This window comes from Streptomyces xantholiticus (genome assembly GCF_014651015.1).
In the GTDB taxonomy this organism is placed as follows: domain Bacteria; phylum Actinomycetota; class Actinomycetes; order Streptomycetales; family Streptomycetaceae; genus Streptomyces; species Streptomyces xantholiticus.
Genome location: NZ_BMWB01000010.1, coordinates 158,294 through 183,105 on the forward strand (window position 1 = coordinate 158,294; position 24,812 = coordinate 183,105).

The window sequence follows — 24,812 nt, forward strand, 5'->3', positions numbered from 1 at the left end:
TCGTCGACTACTACTTGCCCGGGACGCGGACGATCAACGCGTCGCCCTGACCGCCGCCGCCGCACAGCGCCGCCGCGCCGACGCCGCCGCCGCGGCGCTTGAGCTCCAGCGCCAGGTGGAGCACCACGCGCGCGCCCGACATGCCGATGGGGTGGCCGAGCGCGATCGCGCCACCGTTCACGTTCACCTTTTCCGGTGTGACGCCGAGGTCCTTCATTGACTGGTGGGCGACGGCCGCGAACGCCTCGTTGATCTCGATCAGGTCCAGATCGGAGACGTCAAGACCCTCCTTCTTCAGCGCGTGCCGGATGGCGTTGGAGGGCTGCGACTGGAGCGAGTTGTCCGGTCCGGCCACATTGCCGTGGGCGCCGATCTCGGCGATCCACTGGAGGCCGAGCTCCTCGGCCTTGGCCTTGCTCATGACGACGACCGCGGCGGCGCCGTCGGAGATCTGCGAGGACGTGCCGGCGGTGATGGTGCCGTCCTTGGCGAACGCGGGGCGCAGCTTGCCGAGCGACTCGGCGGTCGTCTCCGCGCGGATGCCCTCGTCCTTGGAGAACAGGATCGGGTCGCCCTTGCGCTGCGGGATCTCGACGGGCGTGATCTCCGCCTCGAAGATGCCGTTCTTCTGGGCGGCGGCAGCGCGCTGGTGGGAGAGCGCGGCGATCTCGTCCTGGACGTCGCGCGGGATGCCGAGCCGGGTGTTGTGCTTCTCCGTCGACTCGCCCATCGCGACGTTCTCGAAGGAATCGGTCAGGCCGTCGTGGGCCATCGCGTCGAGCATCTCGATCGCACCGTACTTGTAGCCCTCGCGGGACTTCGGCAGCAGGTGCGGCGCGTTGGTCATGGACTCCTGGCCGCCGGCGACGACGATGTCGAATTCGCCGGCGCGGATCAGCTGGTCGGCGAGGGCGATGGCGTCCAGGCCGGACAGACACACCTTGTTGATCGTGAGCGCCGGGACGTTCATCGGAATGCCCGCCTTGACGGCCGCCTGGCGTGCCGGGATCTGCCCCGCGCCGGCCTGGAGCACCTGGCCCATGATCACGTACTGCACCTGATCGCCGCCGATGCCGGCCCGGTCGAGCGCGGCCTTGATGGCGAAGCCGCCGAGGTCGGCGCCGGAGAAGGACTTGAGCGAGCCGAGCAGGCGGCCCATGGGCGTACGGGCTCCCGCGACGATCACGGAGGTGTTACCGGGCGTTCCTGACATGAGGACGATCCCCTTTCAGCCGCGGCTGAGGAGTGAACGAGGGTTTACTCAAATGTACTGAGCGGTACTGCTCCGGGTCACCGGGCGAATGGTGTGATCGCGCGCACGTTGCGTAACCACCCCTGGTAGCGCTGCACTGGTCGAATGCTGACGCGAATCGACCACATCGGGATCGCCTGCTTCGACCTCGACAAGACTGTCGAGTTCTACCGGGCCACGTACGGCTTCGAGGTGTTCCACTCCGAGGTCAACGAGGAGCAGGGCGTACGGGAAGCCATGCTCAAGATCAATGAGACGTCCGACGGCGGCGCCTCCTACCTCCAGCTCCTGGAACCCACCCGCGAGGACTCCGCGGTGGGGAAGTGGCTGGCCAAGAACGGGGAGGGCGTCCACCACATCGCCTTCGGCACCGCAGACGTGGACGCGGACGCGCAGGACATCCGCGACAAGGGCGTACGGGTGCTGTACGACGAACCGCGTATCGGTTCCATGGGCTCGCGGATCACCTTCCTCCACCCCAAGGACTGCCACGGCGTACTCACCGAACTCGTCACGTCTGCAACGGAGCACTGACCTGAGGATTCCCGGCCCGGTAGAGTGGGCTGTTCCGGGCCGGGGCCGGGTCGGGGCCGTGCCGCGTCTCCGTCGTTGATCTGTCACCATTCCCCGGGGGGCCGTTCGCCGGCGAACGGTGCTCGTTTGGAGACAGTTGCGACCAGGGGACGGATGGGACCGCGCAGTGCGGGGCTACGAACGCCAGGAGAGCCACCGAGCTGACGACGACCACCTCTCGCGGTTCGAGGCCGAGATGGACCGGCTGAAGACCGAGCGGGAGAAGGCCGTCCAGCATGCCGAGGACCTCGGCTACCAGGTCGAGGTATTGCGTGCCAAGCTCCACGAGGCACGGCGGAGTCTCGCCTCCCGTCCGGCCTACGACAGCGCCGACATCGGCTACCAGGCCGAGCAGTTGCTGCGGAACGCGCAGATCCAGGCCGACCAGCTCCGCCAGGACGCGGAGCGCGAGCTGCGCGAGGTGCGGGCTCAGACCCAGCGCATCCTTCAGGAGCACGCCGAGCATCAGGCGAGGCTCCAGGCCGAACTGCACGCGGAAGCCGTGCAGCGCAGACAGCGTCTCGACCAGGAGCTGGCCGAGCGCCGCCAGACCGTCGAGTCGCACGTCAACGAGAACGTCGCATGGGCCGAGCAGTTGCGCGCCCGCAGCGAGTCGCAGGCCCACCGGCTGCTGGAGGAGTCCCGCGCCGAGGCCGAGCAGGCGCTCGCGGCCGCGCGCGCCGAGGCCGCCCGTATCGCCGAGGAGGCCCGCAGGCGGCTCGGCAGCGAGGCGGAGACCGCCCGCGCGGAGGCCGAGGCGATCCTGCTGCGCGCCCGCAAGGACGCCGAGCGGCTGCTGAACGCCGCGTCCAACCAGGCGCAGGAGGCCGCCACCCACGCCGAGCAGCTGCGTTCCTCCACCACCGCAGAGTCCGGCCAGGCCCGCCAGCAGGCCGCGGAGCTCAGCCGTGCGGCCGAGCAGCGGATGCAGGAGGCCGAGGAGAAGCTGCGCGAGGCGCGCGCCGAGTCGGAGAAGCTCCTCTCGGAGGCCAAGGAGTCGGCGGCCAAGCAGCTTTCGTCGGCCGAGTCCGTCAACGAGCAGCGCACCCGTACGGCCAAGGCGCAGATCGCGCGGCTCGTCGAAGAGGCGACCAAGGAGTCGGAGACCCTCAAGGCGGAGGCGGAGCAGGCGCTCGCCGACGCCCGCGCCGAGGCGGAGAAGTTGGTCGCCGCCGCGACCGAGAAGGCCAGGGCCGCCGTCGCCGAGGACTCCGCCGCGGCACTCGCGAAGGCCGCCCGCACCGCGGAGGAAGTACTGACCAAGGCGTCGGAGGACGCCAAGGCCACCACCCGCGCGGCGAGCGAGGAGGCCGAGCGGATCAAGCGCGAGGCCGAGGCCGAGGCGGACCGGCTGCGCGGCGAGGCCGCGGAGCAGGCGGACCAGCTCAAGGGCGCGGCCAAGGACGACACCAAGGAGTACCGCGCCAAGACGGTCGAGCTCCAGGAGGAGGCCCGTCGGCTGCGCGGGGAGGCCGAGCAGCTGCGCGCGGAGGCGGTCGCCGAGGGCGAGCGGATCCGCGGCGAGGCCCGCCGTGAGGCCGTCCAGCAGATCGAGGAGGCGGCGAGCACCGCTGAGGAGCTGCTGAACAAGGCACGCACCGACGCCGACGAACTGCGGTCGAAGGCGACCGGCGACAGCGAGAAGGTTCGTACGGAGGCGATCGAGCGCGCCACGACCCTGCGCAAGCAGGCCGAGGAGACGCTGGAGCGCACCCGCGCGGAGGCCGAACGGCTGCGCGCGGAGGCGGAGGAGCAGGCCGACGGAGTACGGCAGGCCGCGGAGGCGGCCGCGGCCGAACTGCGCGAGGGCACCGAGCGTGGCATAGCGGCCCGTCAGGCGGATGCGGCCGAGGAGCTGACCCGGCTGCACACCGAGGCTCAGGCACGGCTCACCGCCGCGGAGGAGCGGCTGGCCGAGGCACGCGCCGAGGGCGAGCAGATCCGTCGCGAAGCGGCGGAGGAGACCGAGCGGCTACGGGCGGAGGCCGGTGAGCGGCTGCGGGCGCTCCAGGAACAGGCCGAGCAGGAGGCGCAGCGGCTGCGCACCGAGGCCGCCGCGGACGCGTCCGCGGCCCGCGCGGAGGCCGAGGCCGTCGCCGTACGGCTGCACAGCGACGCCGCCACGGAGGCCGAGCGGCTGCGCACCGAGGCCCAGGAGACCGCCGACCGGGTACGGGCGGAGGCGGCAGCCGCCGCAGAACGGGTGGGAACGGAGGCCGCGGAGGCGCTGGCAGCCGCCCAGGAGGAAGCGGTCCGCCGCCGCCGGGAGGCCGAGGAGACCCTCGACTCGGCGCGCGCGGAGGCCGGTCAGGAGCGCGAGCGGGCCCGCGAGCAGAGCGAGGAGTTGCTGGCGTCCGCCCGCAAGCGGGTCGAGGAGGCGCAGACCGAGGCGCAACGGCTGGTCGAGGAGGCCGACCGGCGTGCCACCGAGATGGTGGTCTCCGCCGAGCAGACGGCGCAGCAGGTACGGGACTCCGTGAACGGGCTGCAGGAGCAGGCCGAGCAGGAGATCGCCGGGCTGCGCAGCGCCGCCGAGCACTCGGCCGAGCGCACCAGGACCGAGGCGCAGGAGGAGGCCGACCGGGTCCGCGCCGACGCGTACGCGGAGCGGGAGCGGGCCGCGGAGGACGCGGGCCGGCTCCGGGCCAGGGCCCAGGAGGAGACGGACGCCGCGCAAGCGCTCGCCGAGCGGACCGTCACGGAGGCGATCACCGAGGCGGACCGGCTGCGGGTGGACACCGCCGAGTACGTCCAGCGGATGCGCACGGATGCGGCGGACGCCCTCGCGTCCGCCGAGCAGGACGCGGCACGGACCCGCGCGGAGGCCCGCGCGGACGCCAACCGGATCCGTTCGGAGGCGGCCGAGCAGGCGGACCTGCTGATCAGCGAGGCCACGAGCGAGAGCGAGCGGCTGCGCACCGAGGCGGCGGCGCTGCGTGCCTCTGCCGACGCGGACGCGACGCGGCTGCTCACCGAGGCCGAGCAGATCAAGGTGGACGGCGAGGCCGAGATCGAGCAGATGCGGGCGGCCGTGCGGGCCGACCGCGAGCAGGTGCTCGACGAGGCACGGCAGGCGGCGGACAAGCGGCGTGCCGACGCGGCGGAGCAGGCCGACCAGCTGATCGGCGAGGCACGGGCCGAGGCCGAGCGGATCACGACGGAGACCGCGGCGGAGACCGAGCGGCTGCGGGCGGACGCCACGAGCGACGCCGAGCGGCTGCGGGCCGAGGCGAACAGCGACGCGGAGCGGCTGCGTGCGGAAGCCTCGGAGACGGTCGGTTCCGCGCAGCAGGCGGCGGAACGAATCCGGGCCGAGGTCGAGCGGTACCGCGCAGAGACGGAGGCGGCGGCGGAGCAACTGCGCGCCGATGCCCGCGCGGAGGCCGACCGGCTGCTCGACGAGGCGCGCGAGGCGGCTGCCAAGCGCCGCGCGGACGCCGCCCAGCAGGCCGACCAGCTCATCGCCAAGGCCCAGGAGGAGGCGCTGCGCGCGGCCACCCAGGCCGAGGAGCAGGCCGACACGATGGTCGGCGCGGCCCGTAAGGAGGCCGAGCGGCTGGTCTCCGAGGCCACCGTGGAGGGCAACTCGCTGGTGGAGAAGGCGCGTGCGGACGCCGATGAGCTGCTCGTGGGGGCACGGCGCGACGCGACGGCCATAAGGGAGCGCGGCGAGGAGCTGCGGGCCCGGGTGGAGAGCGAGATCGAGGAGCTGCACGAGCGTGCTCGCCGGGAGACGGCGGAGCAGATGAAGACGGCCGGCGAACGCGTCGACAATCTGGTCAAGGCGGCCGAGGAGCAGCGGGCAGAGGCCGAGGCCAAGGCCAAGGAACTGCTGTCCGAGGCCAATTCGGAGGCGAGCAAGGTCAGGATCGCCGCCGTGAGGAAGGCGGAGGGCCTCCTGAAGGAGGCGGAGCAGAAGAAGGCCGAGCTGATCCGCGAGGGGGAGCGCGCGAAGGCGGAGGCCGACCGGGAGGCCGGACGCACCGTGGACGAGGGCAAGCGGGAGCTGGACGTACTGGTGCGCAGGCGCGAGGACATCCAGGCGGAGATCTCCCGCGTCCAGGACGTCCTCGAGGCGTTGGAGTCGTTCGAGGCGCCGTCGGGCGGCAAGACGGCGGGAGGCGGCTCCGGCGGAGGTGTCAAGGCCGGTGCGTCGGCAGGGGGCACACGTTCGAGTGGCAAGTCGTCCGACGGCTAGCCACTCAAAAGACTGCACATTCTCCAGATCAAACCGGCATCCGCTCGATGACACGCCGCTTCGGCCCCTAGGATTCCCTCTAACACCTCAGCCGGTCTCATTGACAGGAACCCCATGAGCGACACTTCCTCCCCCTTCGGCTTCGAGCTCGTGCGGCGTGGTTACGACCGCGGTCAGGTGGACGACCGCATTACCAAACTCGTCGCCGACCGTGATAGTGCTCTGGCCCGAATCACCTCTCTGGAAAAGCGCATCGAGGAGCTCCACCTCGAGACGCAGAACGCCCAGACCCAGGTCAACGACGCCGAGCCGTCGTACGCCGGTCTCGGTGCGCGCGTCGAGAAGATCCTCCGCCTCGCCGAGGAGGAGGCGAAGGACCTGCGCGAGGAGGCCCGTCGCGCCGCCGAGCAGCACCGCGAGCTCGCCGAGTCCGCCGCCCAGCAGGTGCGCAACGACGCCGAGTCGTTCGCCGCCGAGCGCAAGGCCAAGGCGGAGGACGAGGGCGTCCGTATCGTCGAGAAGGCGAAGGGCGAGGCCCAGACGCTGCGCAGCGAGGCACAGAAGGACGCACAGTCCAAGCGCGAGGAGGCGGACGCGCTCTTCGAGGAGACCCGCGCCAAGGCCGCCCAGGCAGCCGCGGACTTCGAGACCAACCTCGCCAAGCGCCGCGACCAGTCCGAGCGGGACCTGGCGTCGCGTCAGGCGAAGGCGGAGAAGCGGCTGGCGGAGATCGAGCACCGCGCCGAGCAGCTGCGCCTGGAGGCCGAGAAGCTGCGCACGGACGCGGAGCGCCGGGCCCGTCAGACGGTGGAGACGGCGCAGCGCCAGGCCGAGGACATCGTCGCCGACGCGAACGCGAAGGCCGACCGCATCCGCAGCGAATCGGAGCGCGAGCTGGCTGCGCTCACCAACCGCCGCGACTCGATCAACGCCCAGCTGACCAACGTCCGCGAGATGCTGGCGACGCTGACGGGTGCCGCGGTGGCCGCGGCGGGCACGCCCGCCGACGACGAGCCGATCTCCCGCGGGGTCCCGGCGCAGCAGTCCCGCTGACGCCTCCGGGTCGGTCGTTCCTCACGATGCCCGGTGCCTTGTGGCACCGGGCATCCGTGCGTCGTCGCCCGGGATGAGGAAGGGCCCCTTCGGCGTTGGGAGAACAGGTGGCGAGCCTTCGACGGCGCCCGTAGCGTGAGCGCATGATCGAGCTCGAGGGTCTCACCAAACGCTTCGGAACGAAGGTCGCCGTCGACCATCTCTCCTTCACGGTGCGCCCGGGCGTGGTGACCGGTTTCCTCGGCCCGAACGGGGCGGGCAAGTCCACGACGATGCGCATGATGCTCGACCTCGACAACCCCACCAGCGGGACGGTCCGGATCGACGGCAGGCACTACCGGGACCTCGACGAGCCGCTGAAGTACATCGGCGCCCTGCTCGACGCCAAGGCGATGCACGGCGGCCGCAGCGCGTACAACAACCTGCTCTGCCTGGCCCAGTCCAACCGGATTGCGGAGCGCCGCGTCGGCGAGGTGCTCGAGCTGGTCGGGCTGACGCCGGTGGCTCGGAAGAAGTCCAAAAGCTTCTCGATGGGTATGGGCCAGCGGCTGGGAATCGCATCCGCGCTGCTGGGCGACCCGGAGATCCTGATGTTCGACGAACCGGTCAACGGTCTGGACCCGGAGGGAATTCACTGGATCCGCAATCTGATGAAAACCCTCGCCCAGGAAGGCCGGACGATCTTCGTCTCCTCGCACCTCATGAGTGAAATGGCGCTGACAGCCGATCACTTGATCGTGATCGGACAGGGCAAGTTGCTCGCCGACACGTCCATGGCCGATTTCATTCACAAGAACTCCCGCAGCTATGTACGGCTGCGTTCCCCCCAACAGGAACAGCTGCGCGACGTCCTTCACGCGGCAGGTATGACGGCCGTCGAAACGGCGGGCGGCACGCTGGAGGTCGACGGCGCGAGCACGGAGCGACTGGGCGAACTCGCCGCCGAGCACCGGATCGTGCTGCACGAACTCAGCGCGCAGCGGGCCTCGCTCGAGGAGGCGTTCATGCAGATGACCGCAGGCGCCGTGGAGTACCACGCGCACTTGGCCCCCGGCGCGCCGCCGCCGGACGCCGCCGCCCCGCCCGCCGGCCACGGCGCCCCCCAGTGGGCCGCGCGCGACAAGGGAGCCTGACCCATGGCCTCGACACCCGCCGTCCTGCAGTCCGAATGGACCAAGATCCGTACGGTCTCGTCGACGCGCTGGACGCTGATCAGCGCCCTTGCCGTGACGGTCGCGCTGAGCGCGGCCCTGTGCGCCCTGATGAACGCGACGTTCGACGATCTGCCCGCCACCGAGCGGCTGACGTTCGACCCGACGCTCATCAGCTTCTCCGGGATGGTGCTCGGGCAGCTGGCGATGGTCGTCTTCGGCGTCCTCGTCGTCGGCACCGAGTACAGCTCCGGCATGATCCGCACCTCGCTGGCCGCCGTACCGCAACGCGCGACCTTCATCTTCAGCAAGATCACGGTGGCCGGGCTGCTGGCGCTCGTGGTCGGGATGGCGACCAGCTTCCTGACCTTCTTCCTCGGCCAGGCGCTGCTCGGCGAGCACCGTACGACGATCGGCGAGGAGAACGTGCTGCGGGCCGTCGTCGGCGGCGGCCTCTACATGGGGCTGATGGCGATCTTCTCGATGGGTGTCGCCACGATGCTGCGCAGCTCGATGCTGTCGCTGGGCATCCTGATGCCGTTCTTCTTCCTGGTCTCGCAGATCCTCTCCGCGGTCCCGGGCGCCAAGGACGTAGCGCGCTACTTCCCCGACCAGGCCGGCGCGAAGATCATGCAGGTGGTTCCGAACGCCATGAACAGCGGGGACTCGCCGTACGGTCCATGGACGGGCCTCGGCATCATGCTCCTGTGGGTCGTCGCGGCGCTGGTGGGCGGCTTCCTCGTACTGAAGAAGCGGGACGCGTAGCGCCGAAGAAGCCCGCAGGCCGAGCGACGCCGCATCGTTACGCCTTGGCCGGAACCACCGTGCCCCGGTTATCCTCCTACCACTTACGGGGGCGTACGGCTGCATTGCCTGTGCCCCGACGACCCGAAAGTCGATGGGGCTGGAGAATGATCGAGGCAGTCGGCCTGACAAAGCGCTACGGCGCCAAGACGGCCGTGTACAACCTTTCCTTCCAGGTGCGGCCAGGGGCCGTGACCGGTTTCCTCGGCCCCAACGGCGCCGGTAAGTCCACCACCATGCGCATGATCCTCGGCCTGGACCGGCCGACGTCGGGTCAGGTCACGATCGGCGGCCGCCCCTTCCGGCAGCTGCCGAACGCGCCCCGGCAGGTCGGCGCCCTGCTCGACGCCAAGGCCGTGCACGGCGGCCGCAGCGCCCGCAACCATCTGCTGTCGCTGGCGCAGCTCTCCGGCATCCCCGCGCGCCGGGTCGACGAGGTGCTCGGTGTCGTGGGCCTGCACGACGTCGCCAAGAAGCGGTCCAAGGGCTTCTCGCTCGGCATGGGCCAGCGGCTCGGCATCGCCGCGGCGCTGCTCGGCGACCCTCAGGTGCTGCTCTTCGACGAGCCGGTCAACGGGCTCGACCCCGAGGGCATCCTGTGGGTGCGCAACCTGATGAAGCAGCTGGCCGCAGAGGGCCGGACGGTCTTCGTCTCCTCGCACCTGATGAGCGAGATGGCACTGACCGCCGACCATCTGATCGTGATCGGGCGCGGCCAGCTCATGGCCGACATGAGCGTGAAGGACTTCATCTCGCACAACTCGGCGGACTTCGCCCGGGTTCGCACGCCCCACACGGAGCCGCAGCAGCGCGAGAAGCTCCTCGCCGCGCTGACCGAGGCGGGCGGCCAGGTGCTGTCCGAGCCCGACGGCGCGCTGCGGGTCACCGGCCTGCCGCTGCCGCGCATCAGCGACGTGGCGCACGAGGCGGACGTACGGCTGTGGGAGCTGTCGCCGCACCAGGCCTCCCTCGAGGAGGCGTACATGCGGATGACGCAGGGCGCGGTGGACTACCGCTCCACCGCGGACGAGAAGTCGGGTCTGATGCAGCAGCCGCCGGTGGGGTACGTCCCGCCGCAGCCGCACATCCCGGAGGTGCCGCAGCAGGGGTTCTACGCCCCGCCGCCGCCCCAGTCGGGCCACAACCCGTACGCGGCGTCCGTGCCGCCGGCCGGGCCCACCGCGCCGGCCGCCCCTGCCGCGCCGGCCGCCCCTGCCGCTCCGGCTCCGCCCGCCGGTCCCCCGGCCGCCGCCCCCGCCGACCTGACCAAGCCCGAGGACGCACGATGAGCACCCCCTACCAGCAGCCCGGTTCGTACGCTTCCCCGATCCCGGTGCGCGGGGCCCACCTCGGTGACGCGCTCGCCTCCGAGTGGACGAAGATCCGTTCCGTGCGCTCCACGATCTGGACGCTGAGCGTCATGATCGTGCTCGTCCTCGGTATCGGCCTGGCGGTCGCCGCACTCGTCTCCGCCGCCGGCGAATCGGCGGAACTGGGCGACGAGTCCGTGCTCGCCATGGGCTTCTTCGGCATCCTGCCCGGCTCCATCTGCGTGATGACCCTGGGCGTGCTCACCATCTCCTCCGAGTACGGCACCGGAATGATCCGCACGACGCTGACGGCCTGCCCGAGCCGCGGCCGGGTGCTGACCGCCAAGGCGGCCGTGTTCTTCCTGCTGGTCTTCGCCATCACGACCGTGACGGCCGGTCTCGTGGCCGTGATGCAGAACGCGATGGTGGAGGCCGGCGAGCCCACCGGTGACGAATGGCTGCGCGCCACCGTCGGTGTGGGGCTCTACGTAGCCTCGCTGGGGCTGCTCTCACTGGCCGTGGGCGGCATGCTGCGGCACTCGGCGGGTGCGATCACCACCATGATCGGCCTGATGCTGCTGCCGCTGGTCGCAGCGATGTTCATGTTCTCGGAGTCGCTGCAGGACGTGCAGGAGTTCCTGCTGGAGTGGGCGATCCCGAGCCAGCTCATCGGCATCTACGGCGAGGCGGCGGCCGGCGGGGGCTCCGGTCCGATCGGCTGGGAGCCCGTGGGGATCATGCTCGGCCTCTCGCTCGTCGCCCTCGGCGGGGCGTACGCGACGATGAGCAGCCGCGACGTGTGAGGACGCGCGGCTAATACCGCGGCGCGTTCCTGGACCGCTGCACCTTGGAGGTGCGGCGGTCCTTCGCGTTCCAGCACGCCTTGTGCCAGTGGCGGCGGTCGTCCACGCCGCCGTGCTCGGGCCAGGCCACCACGTGCGGCATGCCGGAGGCGATCTCCTGGTCGCACCCCGGGCAGCGGTACGTCTTGCCGGCGGCACTTGCCCCCGCGACATGACGCACCGACCACTCCTCGCCCTGCCAGGACTCGCTACGCCCGAAGCCGCCGTACCGGCCGGCGGCGTCGCCGGCTCGCTGGGTCGGCTTCTCGCCGCCTCGGGGGCGGTTACGGCGCGGGGACACGGGACACCTCACGGGGCAGGACCGGACGGATTGCCCCTCCAGCGTAAGGGCCCGGGTACCCGCGCCCGGCCCGCAGCGCAGCGGAAGCACCTGCTGCATCAGAGGCAGTTACCGGAAAATCGCAACAACTTCACTCTCGGCCGTGCCTTTGGCACGTGTCAGGCGTTATTGCCTGTAGGGGGAGTGACGCGTCGGCCGCAAGGAGGCAGAAGGCGATGCGCGTTGGAACTTTCGTACTGGCAGCACAGTTCCCGGGTCAGGGGCAGGGGGAGGCACTGCACCGGGCGGTGCGGTCCGCCGAGGTGGCGGAGGAAGCGGGCCTCGACGCCGTGTGGCTGGCCGAGCACCACTTCGTGCCGTACGGCGTGTGCCCGTCCGCCACGACCCTCGCGGCGCTGCTGCTCGGCCGCACCCGCCGGATCCAGGTGGGCACCGCGGTGAGCGTCCTGCCGAGCACGCATCCTGTGGCACTCGGCGAGCAGGCGGCGCTGCTCCACCTCACCTCCGGCGGACGGTTCGTGCTCGGCGTGGGGCGCGGCGGGCCCTGGGTCGACCTGGAGGTCTTCGGCGCCGGCCTGGCGGCCTACGAGGAGGGCTTCCCGGAATCCCTGGATCTGCTGCTTCGCTGGCTCCGCGAGCCCCGGGTGGGCGCCGTCGGCGAGCGGTTCGCCTTCCGGGAGGTCGCGGTCGTCCCCCGCTGCGAGGAACTGATCGACGGACCGCCGGGCGGCCCGGAGGTCGTCGTCGCGTGCACGTCCCCGAAGAGCGTCAGGCTGGCCGCGGAGCGCGGTCTGCCGATGCTCCTCGGCATGCACTGCGGCGACGAGGAGAAGGCCGACATGATCGCCCTGTGGCGTGAACACGCGCTGGCGGCGGGCCACTGTGCCGACCGGATCACCGGAGCCGGACACGTCTCGGCGGGTGTCGTCCAGATCGCCGACCGCACCGACGAGGCCGTCGAGACCCTCGTCAAGGCGATGCCGGGCTGGCTGAAGCAGGGGCTGGACGCGCATGTGACCGTCGACGGCCGGCACCGCGCGATGCGCGACCCCGTCGCGTACACGGAACTGCTCTGCTCCCTGCACCCGGTGGGGCCGCCGCGCCTCGCCGCGGACCGCCTCGCGGCGACCGCGGAGCGCACCGGCATCACCCGCTTCGCGCTGCTGGCCGAGGGCTCGGGCGACCTCGCCGCCACCGAGGAGAACGTACGGCGGGTGGGCGCGGAGGTGCTGCCGCTGCTCGGCTGAATCCCTCGACATGGCGACGTCAAGTGCCGCCGCTCCGACACCGGTCGAACCTCCCGCGGTGCGGAGCGGCAGCAGAAGACTTCAGCAGTCGCGCAGTTCGGGCGACTGATTGAGCAACTGTCCCCGGATCGAGGTGAAGCGGGCGAGCCGCTCGTCGACCGAGGAGTCCAGCGGGAACACCGCGACGCGGTGGCAGTTCTGGAATGCCAGACGCACTCCGAAGTGCCGCTGGAGCGCTCCACGAATCGCGTCACTCGCGAGCGCTCGCAGCAGCTGACCACGTGCCTGCTCGTCCGGCGGAGGCGTCTGGTTGTCGGCGAACTCGCCGCCGTCCACCTTCAGCTGAGCCACCAGAGAACTGATCATCTCCCATGCGTAGGGCAGGGAGGTCCGGACGCAGTCGACGAAAGCTGCTTCGTCGACCTCGCCTCGCTCGGCCTGTTCCAACAGCGCCGGTGAGACGTCGAGCGACATGGGTTCTCCTCTCGCGGCCCCGCGAAACGGGGCCTTACGGGCAGGGAGGGAGGAAGCGAACCATACGACGGCATACCAAAGCTGTACGGCGACGCAGAGTGCACGGCCGACAACCTCCCGTCTTCCACGGTAAGTGCGCCGACTTGAGCGCACCAGGAGATTGGGAGCACAACCGGCCAAATAACGAGGGCCGCATCCGGGGCGAATCGCGCGGTGTGGCGTGAGTCGAGTAGCGTTGCCGACCATGCGTCTCGTCATCGCCCGCTGCTCCGTGGACTACGCCGGCCGGCTCACCGCCCACCTGCCCTCCGCCCCTCGTTTGATCCTGGTCAAGGCGGACGGCAGTGTCTCCATCCACGCCGACGACAGGGCGTACAAACCGCTGAACTGGATGTCGCCTCCCTGCACGTTGAAGGAGGGTGACGACAGCGTCTGGACCGTGGTGAACAAAGCGGGCGAGAAACTGATCATCACGATGGAAGAAATCCTCCACGACTCGTCCCACGAGCTCGGCGTCGACCCGGGCCTCATCAAGGACGGCGTGGAAGCACACCTTCAGGAACTTCTCGCCGACCGGATCGAGACACTTGGCGACGGATACAGCCTCATCCGCCGCGAGTACCCCACCGCAATCGGCCCGGTCGACATCCTCTGCCGGGACGCCGACGGCGCGACGGTGGCGGTCGAGATCAAGCGGCGCGGCGAGATCGACGGCGTCGAGCAGCTCACCCGCTACCTCGATCTGCTCAACCGCGACCCCCACCTCGCCCCGGTCAAGGGGGTCTTCGCGGCCCAGGAGATCAAGCCCCAGGCCCGCGTCCTGGCAACCGACCGCGGCATCGGCTGTGTCGTTCTCGACTACGACGCCCTCCGCGGCATCGAGGACGACAAGCTCCGCCTGTTCTGACGCCCGGCCCGGGGCCACCCGGCCGGCCCCGCTGCCCGGGGCACCGCAACCGCCGCTACGGGGAACGGCGGCACGGCCCCCGGCGCGTCTGCGCCACGGCCGGCGCTGAGGGCGGGGCGCAGGCCCCGGCCCGGCCCGGCCATGCGGAGTTCCTGAGCCGGCACGCCCCGTCCTGTGGGGACCGTCGTCCCCCCAGGACCGCGCGGCGGCGGGTCCGGTGGATTCCCCACCCCCGCCTCTTCCGGAAGCGCTGGTGGGAATTCGGGCTGCGCCCCGGCCCCGCTGCGGCAGCTTCGCGCCGTCCGAGCACCCGCGCTCGAGGACGACGGCCATGCGGCCATGGTCCCTGCGGCACCGGCAGGCCGCGCAACCGCCCATGCCCACGGCACCACCCATCCGGCGGCGTACGTCTTACCCTGCCCGCCGCGGAGAGCGCGCAGCCCCCGGGTCCCGGCCGGGCAACCGCCCCGCCGGTACGGCGAAAGGCTGGGCCGCAGCGGAACCCGTCACCGCGGCGACCCGCTCCCACGCGGGGCGCGGCTTCGCCGAGCGGGCGGCACAGAGCCCCGACCGCGGCGCGGACCTGGCGCCGCGGGGGCGGGGGCGCAGCCCCCGAGTCCCGTCAGGGTTCAGTGGAAGCGGCGGGCTGGTGAACCACCGCGCGCACCGAGCCGATGCGTGTCAGATGACGGTCGGCGACGAGGAGCTCGGCGCGCTGCTCGTGAGGGCCGCGTCGCCGGACTCGCTGGCGGAGGCACTGTCCCCCGGGTCACCGGTCGCGGTGTCGGAAGGAGACGGGCTCGGCGACCCGGTCGGGGTCGGATCCGGGGTCTGCGACGGCGATGTCGGTGGCTTCGTATTCGTCTTCGTCGGCGTCGGCCTGGGGCCCGGCCTCGACGACGACTCCGAGTCCGAAGGACTCCCCGGCCGGGACGAGCTCGGCGACGGGTTCTCCCCCGGCGCCCGCGCCCCGCCCGTCGACGCGGGTTTGGTGCCCGGTGTCGCCGACTCCGTCGGCTGCTCGGCGTCGTCCTTGTCCTTGGCCGGGTCGTCGGACTCGTCCGTCGCCGGGTCGTCGACGGTCCAGTCGTCGTCGAGGTCGTCCTCGTTCGCGGGTTGGCCGTTGCGCATGTTGTCGCTGGGCGGCTCCTCCTGGTCGGAGGTCATGCCGAGTGTGACCACGGTGCCGAGGACCGCCGCGAGCAGCGTGCCCGCTCCCGCGGCGACGAGGTTGCGGCGGGCGCTGCCGAGGAGGAGGGCCACGCGCCGGCCCGCCGGGCGGTCGGCGGGGGCGTCCGGCCGGGACGCCGCGACCGCGACCGTCGTGTCGTCGGCGGCCCCGGTCCGCGACAGCCGCTTCGTCAGCAGGAGGCCCGGTACTCCCCGCGGGGGAGACACGGGGCCCGCCGCGGCGGGCTCCGCGGGAGCCGGCCCGGACTCGCGGTCGGCGACGAGCGCCAGGGCCCGGCGCCCCGCGACCGTGCCGCTCCTGTCGGCGAGCGCGCCGCGCATGCCGATCGACGCCTCGAGCTCCGCCCGCGCCCGGTCCGGGTTGCCGGTGCAGAGCGCGAGGACGCCCAGCTCGTGGTGGAAGTACGCCTCTTCCGCAACCTCTCCGGCGATCCGGGCGGCCTCGGAGCCCACGCGCAGGACCCGCTCCCAGCCTGCCCAGTGCCGTCCGGCCGCGAAGACGGGCGCGACGCCGCGGGCGAGGAGCACGGCGGTACTGGGGTGGCCGGCCTCGCGGCCGGGCACCAGCGCGCTCAGCGCGGCCAGGATGCCGTCGGCCTCTGCCACGGCACGCTCGGGTGTGACGGAGGGGTGCCCTGCCCACCAGGTGTAGTGCTGGGCGGCGGTGTGGGCGTGGGCGACGGCGTCCTCGTCGTATCCCTTCTCACGGAGCTGGGCCATCACGCCGGCCGCCAGCCGGTAGCGCGGGCCGGCCGGGGAGAGCAGTCCACAGCTCATCAGCTCACCGAGCGCGGCGTCCGCGTGGGTGTCGCCGACGAGGGCCGGCAGGTGCGCCTGGTGGGGTACCTCGCCGCCGAGTGCGACCGCGAAGCGCAGCGTTTGGCGGGCACTGTCGCTGAGCCTGGAGGCGAGCAGCGAGGCCGGCGCGGCTCCCTCGCCGAGCGTCGGCAGGGGTACGTCCTTGCCGCCGGCCGCCGCGAAGGGCGCGAACTCCTCGAATGCCTCCGGGTCCGCCCGCAGTTGGTCGCACTGGCGCAGCAGCGCGCCCGCCTGGACGAACCGCAGCGGCAGTCCTTCGGACTCGAACCAGAGGTCGCCCGCCCAGTTGGACTCCTCCTCCGTCAGCGGGCGGTTCACACCCTGCCGCAGCAGGTCGAGCGCGGCGGCACGGCCGAGGCCGCTGAGAAAGACCTCTTCGAGGTGGGAGTCGGTGGTGGGTGCGGGCACGTCGGGCGTGGCTGCGACGAGGAAGGCGCATTCCGGAGCGGCGTCGAGCAGTTCGTCGAGGGCAGCGCCGCCGAGCTCGAGGTCGTCGAGGACGACGACGGCGCCGATGTCGCGTACGAAACCGGCGAGCGCGTTCCGGTCGGGACGGTGCCCGGGCGCGTCGTAGACGACCGTGAACAGTTCCTGGAGGAGTTCGGCGGGCGTGCGGCGGAAGCCGTTGAGCCGTACGACCCCGTCGGGCGCGAAGTCGCCGCACTCCGCGGCGACGGCGTCGAGCAGCGCGGTGCGGCCGGAGCCGGAGGGTCCGGTGAGCCGGACGGAACGGCCGCGGCCGAGGAGCCGTACGAGCCGCTCCCGCACCTCGTCGCGTTCGAGCAGCGGCGGCCGGGGCGCGGCCGGACCCGCCGGGACGGGCGGCTGCGCGGCGCGGTGCAGCTCCGCGCGCTCGGTGGTGCTGCGGCGCGAGGGGGGGCCGGGCTGCTTGCCGGGCGGGCACGGTTCGATCTCGCTGCCGTCGACGGGGTTGACCGTGAGCAGGAAGTCCCCGGAGACGAGTTGGACCGTGCGACGGGGCGCGGGCGTGGACTGTCCGAAGTCGGGCGTGATGGCGTCGCGCGGCGGCCGTACCGGTCCGGTGCCCTCGCCGAAGCTGTCGTTGTCCATGCTCAAAGCTCCCAGATAAGGTTCGCTCGGCCTGCCGCCGCCAAGATCGCTGCGCTCTTGGTGCCGAAGCCGTGTGCGGTGCCCTCCCGGCCTTCCTGCACGCATTGCCGCCTCGGTCCGGAGCCCGCCTCAGGCGTCTGTCGAAAGGGCAGGCGATCGAACCCTAGACGGTCCCCACGCATCGCGAAACCTGCGGGGTAGTGCCCGGTCCCTGACGTCATGGTCTCGGGAGGATTGCACCGCTCGCCCGGTTGGTGCCCCGTCGTACCCGAGGGCCGATTCATCCGCCGCGCCCCCAGCACCCTCGCCGTCGCCGCCCCGTCGTACCGGAGGGCCGATTCATCCGCCGCGCCCCCGGCACCCTCGCCGCCGCGGGCGGGAGGCGACCGGCGTCACACGCGCGGAAGCGATTCCGCTGCGAGGCCGCCCTCGATGGCGAGGATGCGGTGCAGCCGGGTGGCCACGAGCAGCCGCTGCATCTGCGGCGGCACACCGCGCAGCACCAACCGGCGGCCGCACCGGCCCGCCCGCCGGTGCGCACCCATGATGACCCCGAGCCCGGTGGCGTCCCAGGAGTCGAGGTCGGTCAGGTCGAGCACCAGGTCGCCGTCTCCGTCGTCGACGGCCGAGTGCAGGACCGTACGGGCGTCCGCCGCGCTGCGGACGTCGAGGCGGCCCCCGACGACCAGCTCGGCGTGGTCGCCCCTGATGTGCATATGCGCTCCCCGAGTGATTCCAGTGCCCCGTGTTGGCCCCGTGTCGACTGTGCGGCTGACTGTTCTTCCGGTGTTCTTCTCTGTCTTGCAACAACTGACTGCCGCGCAGGCGGAGGAGTTGCTACTTGTAAGCGAACCGATACCGAATTCACCCCGGCGGGTGATGCCGAACCGGTCGATAACGCCAGGGGCGATGTCAGTGCTTGTAGAAGCCTTGCCCGCTCTTGCGCCCGATGTCACCGGCGTCCACCATCCGGCGCATCAGCTCCGGCGGGGCGAACTTCTCGTCCTGGGACTCGGTGTAGATGTTGCTCGTGGCGTGCAGCAGGATGTCGATGCCCGTCAGGTCGGCGGTGGCGAGCGGCCCCATGGCGTGCCCGAAGCCGAGCTTGCAGGCGATGTCGATGTCCTCGGCGGTCGCGACACCCGATTCGTACAGCTTCGCGGCCTCGACGACGAGCGCCGAGATGAGGCGGGTGGTGACGAAACCGGCGACGTCGCGGTTGACGACGATGCAGGTCTTGCCGACCGACTCGGCGAATTCCCGGGTAGTGGCGAGGGCTTCGTCGCTCGTCTTGTAGCCGCGCACCAACTCGCACAGCTGCATCATCGGGACGGGCGAGAAGAAGTGGGCGCCGACGACCCGCTCCGGACGCTCCGTCACGGCCGCGATCTTCGTGATCGGGATGGCGGAGGTGTTGGAGGCGAGGACGGCGTCGTCCCGTACGAGCTTGTCGAGCGCACGGAAGATCTCGTGCTTGATCTCGAGCTTCTCGAAGACCGCCTCGACGACGATGTCCACGTCGGCGACGGCGTCCAGGTCCGTGGTGGTGGTGATGCGTGCCAACGCCGCCTCGGCGTCGGCGGCTTCGAGCTTCCCCTTGGAGACGAACTTGTCGTAGGACGCCTTGATGCCGTCCTTGCCGCGGGTCAGAGCCTCGTCGGTCACATCACGCAGTACGACGTCCCAGCCCGCCTGGGCGGAGACCTGCGCGATTCCGGAACCCATGAGTCCGGCACCGATGACGGCGAGCTTCCTGGCCACTGCGGCACTCCTTAAACGGCCTCGACGGCCTTAACGACTGTTTACATGTGCGCTCTCTGCCGGAGATTAGCGCCCGTGAGGCACCCCTGTGACCGCTAAGAGATGCGCGTCACGTCCCACATGGCGGACATCACACCGGGACTGGCCGTCAGGCGTCGCGGACGGCGTACGTGAGCACCTTCTCGCTGAGCAGCTCCTCCATCTCGTCGATGAGATCGAGGGCCTGACGAGAAACTTCGGCTGGTTTGCGGCGCTTGACCATTTCCGTACCGATCCAGCCCATGACGGTGCCGTGCATCCAGGCGAGTTGCCCGGCGACCAGGTCGGGCAGCACGTCCCCCTCCCCCGCCCCGGTCTCTGCGCGCATCGTGGCGACGAGGTCGAGCAGGCTCTCCTGCTGGAGGGCCCACAGGCGGGAGCGCAGGGTGTCCGCCTCGGTGATGACCTTCATGAAGTCGGCGTAGCCCTCGAAGAGGCCGACGGTCGGCGAGCAGCCTTCGACCGCCTCGCGCAGTTCACGCAGTACGGCACCGGCGGCCGACTCCCCCGCAGGCCGCCCCCGCACCCACCGGGAGAGTCGGTCGACGACACCCTTGCTGCGGTCGAGGAAGAGGTCCTCCTTGGCCGGGAAGTAGTTGTAGACGGTGTTGACCGAGACGTCCGCCGCCTCCGCGACCTCGGCGATCGTGACCGTGACGAAGCCGCGCTCCACGAAGAGTCGGGTGGCCACGTCCGAGATGTGCTGCCTGGTCTGCCGCTTCTTGCGTTCCCTCAGTCCCTCCGCCATGCCTCCCATCCTAGCTTTTTGCACCCCCTCAAAACTTGAGGTCATTGCAAAAATTAAGCGACTCTGTTTTTGTGGGGCCATGGCAATCATCAGCACCGCCGGGCTCGCCCGGACCTTCCAGACCAACAGCGGCCCGGTGGAGGCCGTGCGCGGTGTCGACCTGACCGTGCAGCCCGGCGAGATCCTGGGTTTCCTCGGGCCCAACGGGGCGGGCAAGACGACGACCCTCCGCATGCTCACGACCCTGCTGCCGCCCACCGGCGGCGCGGCCACGGTGGCCGGCTGCGACCTCGTCCGCGACCCGGCGGGCGTGCGGTGCAGGGCCGGTTACGTCGCCCAGTCCGGCGGCATCGACCCGACCGTCAGCGTGCGGGAGGAACTGGTCACCCAAGGCCGGCTCTACCGGCTCACCAAGGCGGAAGCAGCCGCACGCACCGAGGAATTGGCCAAGGACCTCGATCTGACCGACCTCCTCGACCGCAAGGCGGGAGCCCTCTCCGGCGGACAGCGCCGCCGGCTCGACATCGCCATGGGACTCATGCACCGCCCCGAGGTCCTCTTCCTCGACGAGCCGACCACCGGACTCGACCCGGGCAGCCGGGCCGACCTGTGGGACCTGGTGCGCCGGCTGCGAGACGAGCACGGCACCACCGTTTTCCTCACCACCCACTACCTCGACGAGGCCGACGAGCTCTCCGACCGGCTCGTGATCGTCGACAAGGGCGTGGTGGTCGCGGAGGGAACCCCCGCCGCGCTCAAGGAGCGGTACGCGGGCTCTGCCGACGCGACCCTCCAGGACGCCTTCCTCGCCATCACCGGGCGCGGCCCGGCACCCGTCGACACCACCCCTGTAGCCGTCTAGATCCCGAGGACCTGTTCTGATGTCCCCATTCCTGTCCGACACCGCCCTGATCTTCGGGCGGTACGCCCGGCAGACGCTCCGTTCCAGATTCCAGATCTTCTTCGGCACCCTGATGCCGCTGCTGCACCTGCTCTTCTTCGGTCCGCTCCTCACCGACATGCCGCTGTCCTCGCAGGGCGACTCCTGGCAGGTTCTCGTGCCGGGGCTGCTGCTTCAACTGGGGCTGTTCGGTGCCTCGTTCGCCGGTTTCGCCGTCATCATCGAGAAGAACCACGGCGTCGTGGAGCGGATGCGCGTCACACCCGTCAGCCGGCTCGCGCTGCTGCTCGGCCGGGTGCTGCGCGATGCCGCGCTCTTCGTCTTCCAGGCCGTGCTCCTGGTGCTGGCCGCGCTGGTGATGGGCCTGCGGGCACCGCTCGGCGGTGTGCTGATCGGATTCGCCTTCGTGGCGCTGCTGTCCGTCTCGCTCGCGTCGCTCTCGTACGCCCTGGCGCTGAAGGTCCGCACACCTCAGGAGTTCGGTCCGGCGATCAACGCGCTCGCGATGCCGTCGATGCTGCTGTCCGGACTGATGCTGCCGATGACACTCGCGCCCGGCTGGCTGGACGTCCTCTCGCATCTCATGCCGTTCCGCTATCAGGTGGACGCGGTACGGGACGCGTACACCGGCGAGTACGCCACCACGACGATGCTCCACGGCGTCCTGGTCGCCGTGGGGCTCGCGGCGCTGTCCGTGACGGTCGGCACAGGTGTCTTCCGCCGGGCCGGTGCGTAACTAGGCTGGTCGCATGGTCAATCTGACGCGCATCTATACCCGTACCGGCGACCAGGGCACCACGGCCCTCGGCGACATGAGCCGCACCGCCAAGACCGATCTGCGGATCTCGGCGTACGCCGACGCCAACGAGGCCAATGCCGTCATCGGCACGGCCATCGCGCTGGGGCAGCTCGGCGAAGAGGTCGTGAAGGTCCTCGTCCGTGTGCAGAACGACCTGTTCGACGTGGGCGCGGACCTGTCCACCCCGGTCGTGGAGAACCCGAAGTACCCGCCGCTGCGGGTGGAGCAGTCGTACATCGACAAGCTGGAGGCCGACTGCGACCGGTTCCTGGAAGAGCTGGAGAAGCTGCGCAGCTTCATCCTTCCGGGCGGCACGCCTGGCGCTGCGCTGCTGCACCAGGCCTGCACGGTCGTACGGCGGGCGGAGCGCTCGACGTGGGCGGCGATGGAAGTGCACGGCGAGACGATGAACGCGCTGACGGCGACGTATCTCAACCGCCTCTCCGACCTCCTGTTCATTCTCGCCAGGGTGGCGAACAAGGAGGTCGGAGACGTGCTCTGGGTGCCGGGTGGTGAGCGCTAGCTACCGCTCGGCGCGGACCGGTTCGCGTTCCTGCTCCTTCACCGGGCCCTTCTTCGGCCAGATCGCGTACGAGAGCGCGATCAGGCCGTGGATGCCGGCCGCGCGCCATGCCGCGTACATCCAGCTCCGCAGCGAACCGGTCCGGCCGGCGTCGCCGACGTACCAGATCGCGATCTGGAGCAGCGCGGTCGCGACGATCGCGCCCACCGCCGTGCCCAGCCAGACCCTGCCCTCGTACCTGGCGCGGGCCATGCCGTGGCGCGGTGGCTTCCGCGGGGGCGGGCCGCCGGCGAGGCGGTGGGCGGCGTGGCCGTCGAGCCACTTGACGGTGCGGTGGCCGTGGCCGACGGTGTAGCCGATGTACAGGGCGGCCAGCCCGTGCTTCCAGTCCGGCTCGGCGCCGTTCTTGAGGTCGATCGCCGTGACCACCAGCAGCAGGACCTCCAGCAGTGGTTCGCACAGCAGCAGCGCGGCGCCGGTGCGTGGCATCTTCAGCAGGTAGCGGACGGCGAGTCCGGCGGCCAGCAGCACCCAGAAGCCGACTTCGCAGATCACGATCAGCGTGACGATCACGGCAGCTCTCCCTTCGTATGGTTCGAGCGTGTCGGCCGCCGGGCGCCGACGCGTCGTCGGCGGTGACGAACCGGGACTGCATCCTTCGATGTACGGCGGGCTCACCCGTCACGCGGAGGCACAGGGGCCGCGGCGCCGTGTTTGATGGACGAGTGACCATCCCCCGCCCCCCTCGCGACGACGCGCTCATCGCGATTGCAGGCCTGCTCGGCGGCCTGTTGCTGTGGTCGCTCGGAGTGCACACCAACGGGCCGACGGCTCCGCTGCCGTCCTGGGTGACGCTGGTGCCCCTGGTCGTGATGTCCGGGCTGGAGCTGCTGCGCCGGACCATGCCGCGCACGGCCCTCCTCGCGGGCACCGCAGCGGTCCTGGTCGACCCGTTCACCCCTGGCAGCATCGCGACGCTCCTGATGTTCGCCGACCTGGCGTACGCGGCCGTGGTCTACGGCACCCCCGCCTCCGCCCGGCGTATCCCGGTCACCACCGGGCTGATCACGATCGCGGTGACGATCGGTTTCCTGGCCTGGCTGCGGGAGCCCGTCGCGCTGCTGATCGGCGTCGTCACCGGGCTCGTCTCGTTCGGCCCCGCCGCCACCGGCGCCATCGTGCGCAACCACCGGGACGCGGCGGACGCGGCCCGTCTGCGCGCCGAGCAGACCGCGCTGCTCGCTGAGATGGACCGTACCCAGGCCATCGCGGCCGAGCGGGCCCGCATGGCCCGCGAACTCCACGACATGGTCGCCAACCATCTCTCCGCCATCGCGATCCACTCGACCGCCGCTCTCTCCATCGACGACGAGGTGACCACGAAGCAGGCCCTGACGGTGATCCGGGAGAACAGCGTGGAGGGCCTGGCCGAGATGCGCCGGCTGATCGGGCTGCTCCGGGACAGCAGCGGCGACGCGGCACCGGCCGCGGCACCGACGCTGGAGGGACTCGACGCCCTGGTGGAGCAGGCCCGGACGAACGGCGCCGCGAGCGGACTGACGTTCCTGCTGGACGACGACCGGGACTCGGGCGGGCGGCTGGCCGCGCCGGTGGAGCTGGCGGCCTACCGCATCGTCCAGGAGTCGCTCACCAACGCGATCAAGCACGCAAAGTCCGGCAAGGTGCTCGTCGAGGTGTCCGGTACGGCCGACGGGGCGCTGACCGTGGCGGTGAGCAGTCCCCTCGGATCGCGGTCCGGCCCCCGGGCGCCCGGCTCCGGTGCGGGCCTGGTGGGGATGCAGGAGCGGGTGGCACTGCTGGACGGGACGTTCGAGGCGGGACCGGCCCCCTGCCCGACGGGTGGGCCGGAGAAGATCTGGCGCGTACGGGCGGTGCTGCCCGTGGTGGACGACGAGGAGCCCTCGGCATGACAGACGAATCGGACGCCGCACACGGTGCCGCGCATGGTGCCGCACAGGACACGCCCCTGATCCGGGTGCTGGTCGCGGAGGACCAGAGCGCCGTACGGGCGGGACTGGTCCTGATCCTGCGCAGCGCGCCGGACATCGAGGTGGCCGGGGAGGCCGCGGACGGCGAGGAGGCGGTGCGTCTCGCCCGGGAGTTGCGCCCCGACCTGGTGCTGATGGACGTGCAGATGCCCCGTCTGGACGGGGTGTCCGCGACCCGGCAGGTGGTCGCGGAGGGGCTGGCCGATGTGCTGGTGCTGACCACCTTCGACCTGGACGAGTACGTCTTCGGGGCGCTGCGCGCCGGGGCGGCCGGTTTTCTGCTGAAGAACACCGACGCCGCCGGCCTATTGCTGGCGGTGCGGACGGTGGCTGCCGGGGAGGGGCTGATCGCGCCGGCCGTCACTCGGCGGCTGATCGCGGAGTTCGCCGCGCCCAGGGCCGTACGGCCTGCGGACGCTTTGGATCCCGCGGTGCTCGACGTGCTGACGAGGCGGGAGCGCGAGGTGCTGTCGTGCCTCGGGGAGGGGCTGTCGAACGCGGAGGTCGCCGAGCGGCTGTCGATGGCCGAGGCCACGGTGAAGACCCATGTCAGCAGGCTGCTGGGAAAACTGGAGCTGCGCAGCAGGGTGCAAGCGGCGGTCCTGGCGCAGGAGTTGGGGGTCTGACACCGGAGGACAGCAGGGGAACACCTTTGGTCTGGACCTATTGACGATTGGTCCAGACCACCCTAATCTCCACCGAGCACACTGCGACGAGCCACGCGGTGTGCGCCAGTGCACGGACCACCCCTGACATGTCCGCACTCAACTCGAGGAGCATCCTTGAGCACACAAGCGCCACCAACCCCCCGCGCCAGAACGAGATTCAGAGGCAGAGCA

Annotated in this window: 22 protein-coding genes; 14 read left to right on the plus strand and 8 right to left on the minus strand. The window is 71.1% G+C overall.

All coding sequences use genetic code 11. The annotated features are described in order from the left end of the window. Positions 1–10: 10 nt before the first annotated feature. Entirely contained in the window at positions 11–1,213 is a 1,203-nt protein-coding gene (locus tag IE198_RS17590) for an acetyl-CoA C-acetyltransferase (protein WP_189887524.1), read from the minus strand. Between the two features lie 144 nt (positions 1,214–1,357). Between IE198_RS17590 and mce the strand changes: the two genes are divergently transcribed. From mce to IE198_RS17625, 7 genes are all read left to right on the plus strand, one after another. Then, entirely contained in the window at positions 1,358–1,786 is a 429-nt protein-coding gene (mce, locus tag IE198_RS17595; protein ID WP_100109188.1) for a methylmalonyl-CoA epimerase, read from the plus strand. A gap of 166 nt (positions 1,787–1,952) precedes the next feature. Continuing rightward, entirely contained in the window at positions 1,953–6,023 is a 4,071-nt protein-coding gene (gene scy, locus IE198_RS17600) for a polarized growth protein Scy (RefSeq protein ID WP_189887526.1), read from the plus strand. 114 nt (positions 6,024–6,137) lie between these two features. Further along, positions 6,138–7,076 (plus strand): coiled-coil domain-containing protein, encoded by a 939-nt coding sequence (locus IE198_RS17605; protein WP_189887528.1) that lies wholly within the window; start codon positions 6,138–6,140, stop codon positions 7,074–7,076. A 143-nt stretch (positions 7,077–7,219) separates the two neighbouring features. Further along, the gene (locus IE198_RS17610) at positions 7,220–8,209 is read left to right on the plus strand and encodes an ABC transporter ATP-binding protein (protein WP_189887530.1); all 990 of its coding nucleotides are present in this window, start codon (positions 7,220–7,222) and stop codon (positions 8,207–8,209) included. 3 nt (positions 8,210–8,212) lie between these two features. After that, entirely contained in the window at positions 8,213–8,992 is a 780-nt protein-coding gene (locus IE198_RS17615; RefSeq protein ID WP_189887532.1) for an ABC transporter permease, read from the plus strand. Between the two features lie 146 nt (positions 8,993–9,138). Then, a complete protein-coding gene (locus IE198_RS17620; protein ID WP_189887534.1) occupies positions 9,139–10,320 on the plus strand; it encodes an ABC transporter ATP-binding protein in 1,182 nt (393 codons plus the stop codon). Continuing rightward, a complete protein-coding gene (locus IE198_RS17625; RefSeq protein WP_189887536.1) occupies positions 10,317–11,144 on the plus strand; it encodes an ABC transporter permease in 828 nt (275 codons plus the stop codon). Before IE198_RS17620 ends, IE198_RS17625 begins: the two co-directional genes overlap by 4 nt. Before the next feature lie 10 nt (positions 11,145–11,154). Here the strand turns inward: IE198_RS17625 and IE198_RS17630 are convergent, their stop codons facing one another. Continuing rightward, positions 11,155–11,484: an Rv1322 family protein gene (locus IE198_RS17630; protein WP_189887538.1), complete on the minus strand. Its 330-nt coding sequence runs from the start codon at positions 11,482–11,484 to the stop codon at positions 11,155–11,157. Positions 11,485–11,699: 215 nt separating this feature from the next. Here IE198_RS17630 and IE198_RS17635 point away from each other — a divergent pair, with 215 nt between their 5' ends. Next, on the plus strand, positions 11,700–12,731 hold the full coding sequence (locus tag IE198_RS17635) for an LLM class flavin-dependent oxidoreductase (protein WP_189887540.1): 1,032 nt from the start codon (positions 11,700–11,702) through the stop codon (positions 12,729–12,731). A gap of 81 nt (positions 12,732–12,812) precedes the next feature. Here IE198_RS17635 and IE198_RS17640 read toward each other — a convergent pair whose 3' ends face one another. Continuing rightward, positions 12,813–13,205: an SCO5389 family protein gene (locus tag IE198_RS17640; protein ID WP_100109179.1), complete on the minus strand. Its 393-nt coding sequence runs from the start codon at positions 13,203–13,205 to the stop codon at positions 12,813–12,815. Between the two features lie 244 nt (positions 13,206–13,449). Between IE198_RS17640 and nucS the strand changes: the two genes are divergently transcribed. Beyond that, positions 13,450–14,112, plus strand: a complete 663-nt coding sequence (nucS, locus tag IE198_RS17645) for an endonuclease NucS (RefSeq protein WP_189887542.1) — start codon at positions 13,450–13,452, stop codon at positions 14,110–14,112. A gap of 681 nt (positions 14,113–14,793) precedes the next feature. On the opposite strand, the gene IE198_RS17650 is transcribed toward nucS, so the two are convergent. From IE198_RS17650 to IE198_RS17665, 4 genes are all read right to left on the minus strand, one after another. Then, positions 14,794–17,193 carry a P-loop NTPase family protein gene (locus IE198_RS17650; RefSeq protein WP_189887544.1) on the minus strand — a complete coding sequence of 800 codons (2,400 nt, stop codon included), beginning with the start codon at positions 17,191–17,193 and terminating at the stop codon, positions 14,794–14,796. A 392-nt stretch (positions 17,194–17,585) separates the two neighbouring features. Continuing rightward, a complete protein-coding gene (locus IE198_RS17655) occupies positions 17,586–17,909 on the minus strand; it encodes an STAS domain-containing protein (protein ID WP_189887546.1) in 324 nt (107 codons plus the stop codon). Positions 17,910–18,105: 196 nt separating this feature from the next. Further along, positions 18,106–18,954, minus strand: a complete 849-nt coding sequence (locus IE198_RS17660) for a 3-hydroxyacyl-CoA dehydrogenase family protein (RefSeq protein WP_189887548.1) — start codon at positions 18,952–18,954, stop codon at positions 18,106–18,108. Between the two features lie 148 nt (positions 18,955–19,102). Then, the gene (locus tag IE198_RS17665; protein ID WP_189887550.1) at positions 19,103–19,741 is read right to left on the minus strand and encodes a TetR/AcrR family transcriptional regulator; all 639 of its coding nucleotides are present in this window, start codon (positions 19,739–19,741) and stop codon (positions 19,103–19,105) included. Between the two features lie 79 nt (positions 19,742–19,820). On the opposite strand from IE198_RS17665, the gene IE198_RS17670 reads away from it, so the two are divergent. The 3 genes from IE198_RS17670 to IE198_RS17680 are packed head-to-tail and all read left to right on the plus strand — an operon-like array spanning position 19,821 to position 21,964. Then, the gene (locus tag IE198_RS17670) at positions 19,821–20,603 is read left to right on the plus strand and encodes an ABC transporter ATP-binding protein (protein ID WP_189887552.1); all 783 of its coding nucleotides are present in this window, start codon (positions 19,821–19,823) and stop codon (positions 20,601–20,603) included. A 19-nt stretch (positions 20,604–20,622) separates the two neighbouring features. After that, the gene (locus IE198_RS17675; RefSeq protein WP_189887554.1) at positions 20,623–21,378 is read left to right on the plus strand and encodes an ABC transporter permease; all 756 of its coding nucleotides are present in this window, start codon (positions 20,623–20,625) and stop codon (positions 21,376–21,378) included. 13 nt (positions 21,379–21,391) lie between these two features. Continuing rightward, positions 21,392–21,964: a cob(I)yrinic acid a,c-diamide adenosyltransferase gene (locus IE198_RS17680; RefSeq protein ID WP_100109171.1), complete on the plus strand. Its 573-nt coding sequence runs from the start codon at positions 21,392–21,394 to the stop codon at positions 21,962–21,964. Here IE198_RS17680 and IE198_RS17685 read toward each other — a convergent pair whose 3' ends face one another. Then, complete coding sequence (locus IE198_RS17685) at positions 21,965–22,537, minus strand: hypothetical protein (protein ID WP_189887556.1); 573 nt, start codon at positions 22,535–22,537, stop codon at positions 21,965–21,967. Between the two features lie 152 nt (positions 22,538–22,689). On the opposite strand from IE198_RS17685, the gene IE198_RS17690 reads away from it, so the two are divergent. Further along, positions 22,690–23,895: a sensor histidine kinase gene (locus tag IE198_RS17690; RefSeq protein ID WP_229834036.1), complete on the plus strand. Its 1,206-nt coding sequence runs from the start codon at positions 22,690–22,692 to the stop codon at positions 23,893–23,895. Continuing rightward, entirely contained in the window at positions 23,892–24,599 is a 708-nt protein-coding gene (locus IE198_RS17695) for a response regulator (protein WP_229834037.1), read from the plus strand. Before IE198_RS17690 ends, IE198_RS17695 begins: the two co-directional genes overlap by 4 nt. Positions 24,600–24,812: the final 213 nt, after the last annotated feature.

Bases quoted from the DNA above. Each gene is read 5' to 3' on its own strand.
- IE198_RS17590 (WP_189887524.1), bottom strand. From the start codon at position 1,213: ATGTCAGGAACGCCCGGTAACACCTCCGTGATCGTCGCGGGAGCCCGT.
- mce (WP_100109188.1), top strand. From the start codon at position 1,358: ATGCTGACGCGAATCGACCACATCGGGATCGCCTGCTTCGACCTCGAC.
- IE198_RS17605 (WP_189887528.1), top strand. From the start codon at position 6,138: ATGAGCGACACTTCCTCCCCCTTCGGCTTCGAGCTCGTGCGGCGTGGT.
- IE198_RS17610 (WP_189887530.1), top strand. From the start codon at position 7,220: ATGATCGAGCTCGAGGGTCTCACCAAACGCTTCGGAACGAAGGTCGCC.
- IE198_RS17615 (WP_189887532.1), top strand. From the start codon at position 8,213: ATGGCCTCGACACCCGCCGTCCTGCAGTCCGAATGGACCAAGATCCGT.
- IE198_RS17620 (WP_189887534.1), top strand. From the start codon at position 9,139: ATGATCGAGGCAGTCGGCCTGACAAAGCGCTACGGCGCCAAGACGGCC.
- IE198_RS17625 (WP_189887536.1), top strand. From the start codon at position 10,317: ATGAGCACCCCCTACCAGCAGCCCGGTTCGTACGCTTCCCCGATCCCG.
- IE198_RS17635 (WP_189887540.1), top strand. From the start codon at position 11,700: ATGCGCGTTGGAACTTTCGTACTGGCAGCACAGTTCCCGGGTCAGGGG.
- IE198_RS17640 (WP_100109179.1), bottom strand. From the start codon at position 13,205: ATGTCGCTCGACGTCTCACCGGCGCTGTTGGAACAGGCCGAGCGAGGC.
- nucS (WP_189887542.1), top strand. From the start codon at position 13,450: ATGCGTCTCGTCATCGCCCGCTGCTCCGTGGACTACGCCGGCCGGCTC.
- IE198_RS17650 (WP_189887544.1), bottom strand. From the start codon at position 17,193: ATGGACAACGACAGCTTCGGCGAGGGCACCGGACCGGTACGGCCGCCG.
- IE198_RS17655 (WP_189887546.1), bottom strand. From the start codon at position 17,909: ATGCACATCAGGGGCGACCACGCCGAGCTGGTCGTCGGGGGCCGCCTC.
- IE198_RS17665 (WP_189887550.1), bottom strand. From the start codon at position 19,741: ATGGCGGAGGGACTGAGGGAACGCAAGAAGCGGCAGACCAGGCAGCAC.
- IE198_RS17670 (WP_189887552.1), top strand. From the start codon at position 19,821: ATGGCAATCATCAGCACCGCCGGGCTCGCCCGGACCTTCCAGACCAAC.
- IE198_RS17675 (WP_189887554.1), top strand. From the start codon at position 20,623: ATGTCCCCATTCCTGTCCGACACCGCCCTGATCTTCGGGCGGTACGCC.
- IE198_RS17680 (WP_100109171.1), top strand. From the start codon at position 21,392: ATGGTCAATCTGACGCGCATCTATACCCGTACCGGCGACCAGGGCACC.
- IE198_RS17695 (WP_229834037.1), top strand. From the start codon at position 23,892: ATGACAGACGAATCGGACGCCGCACACGGTGCCGCGCATGGTGCCGCA.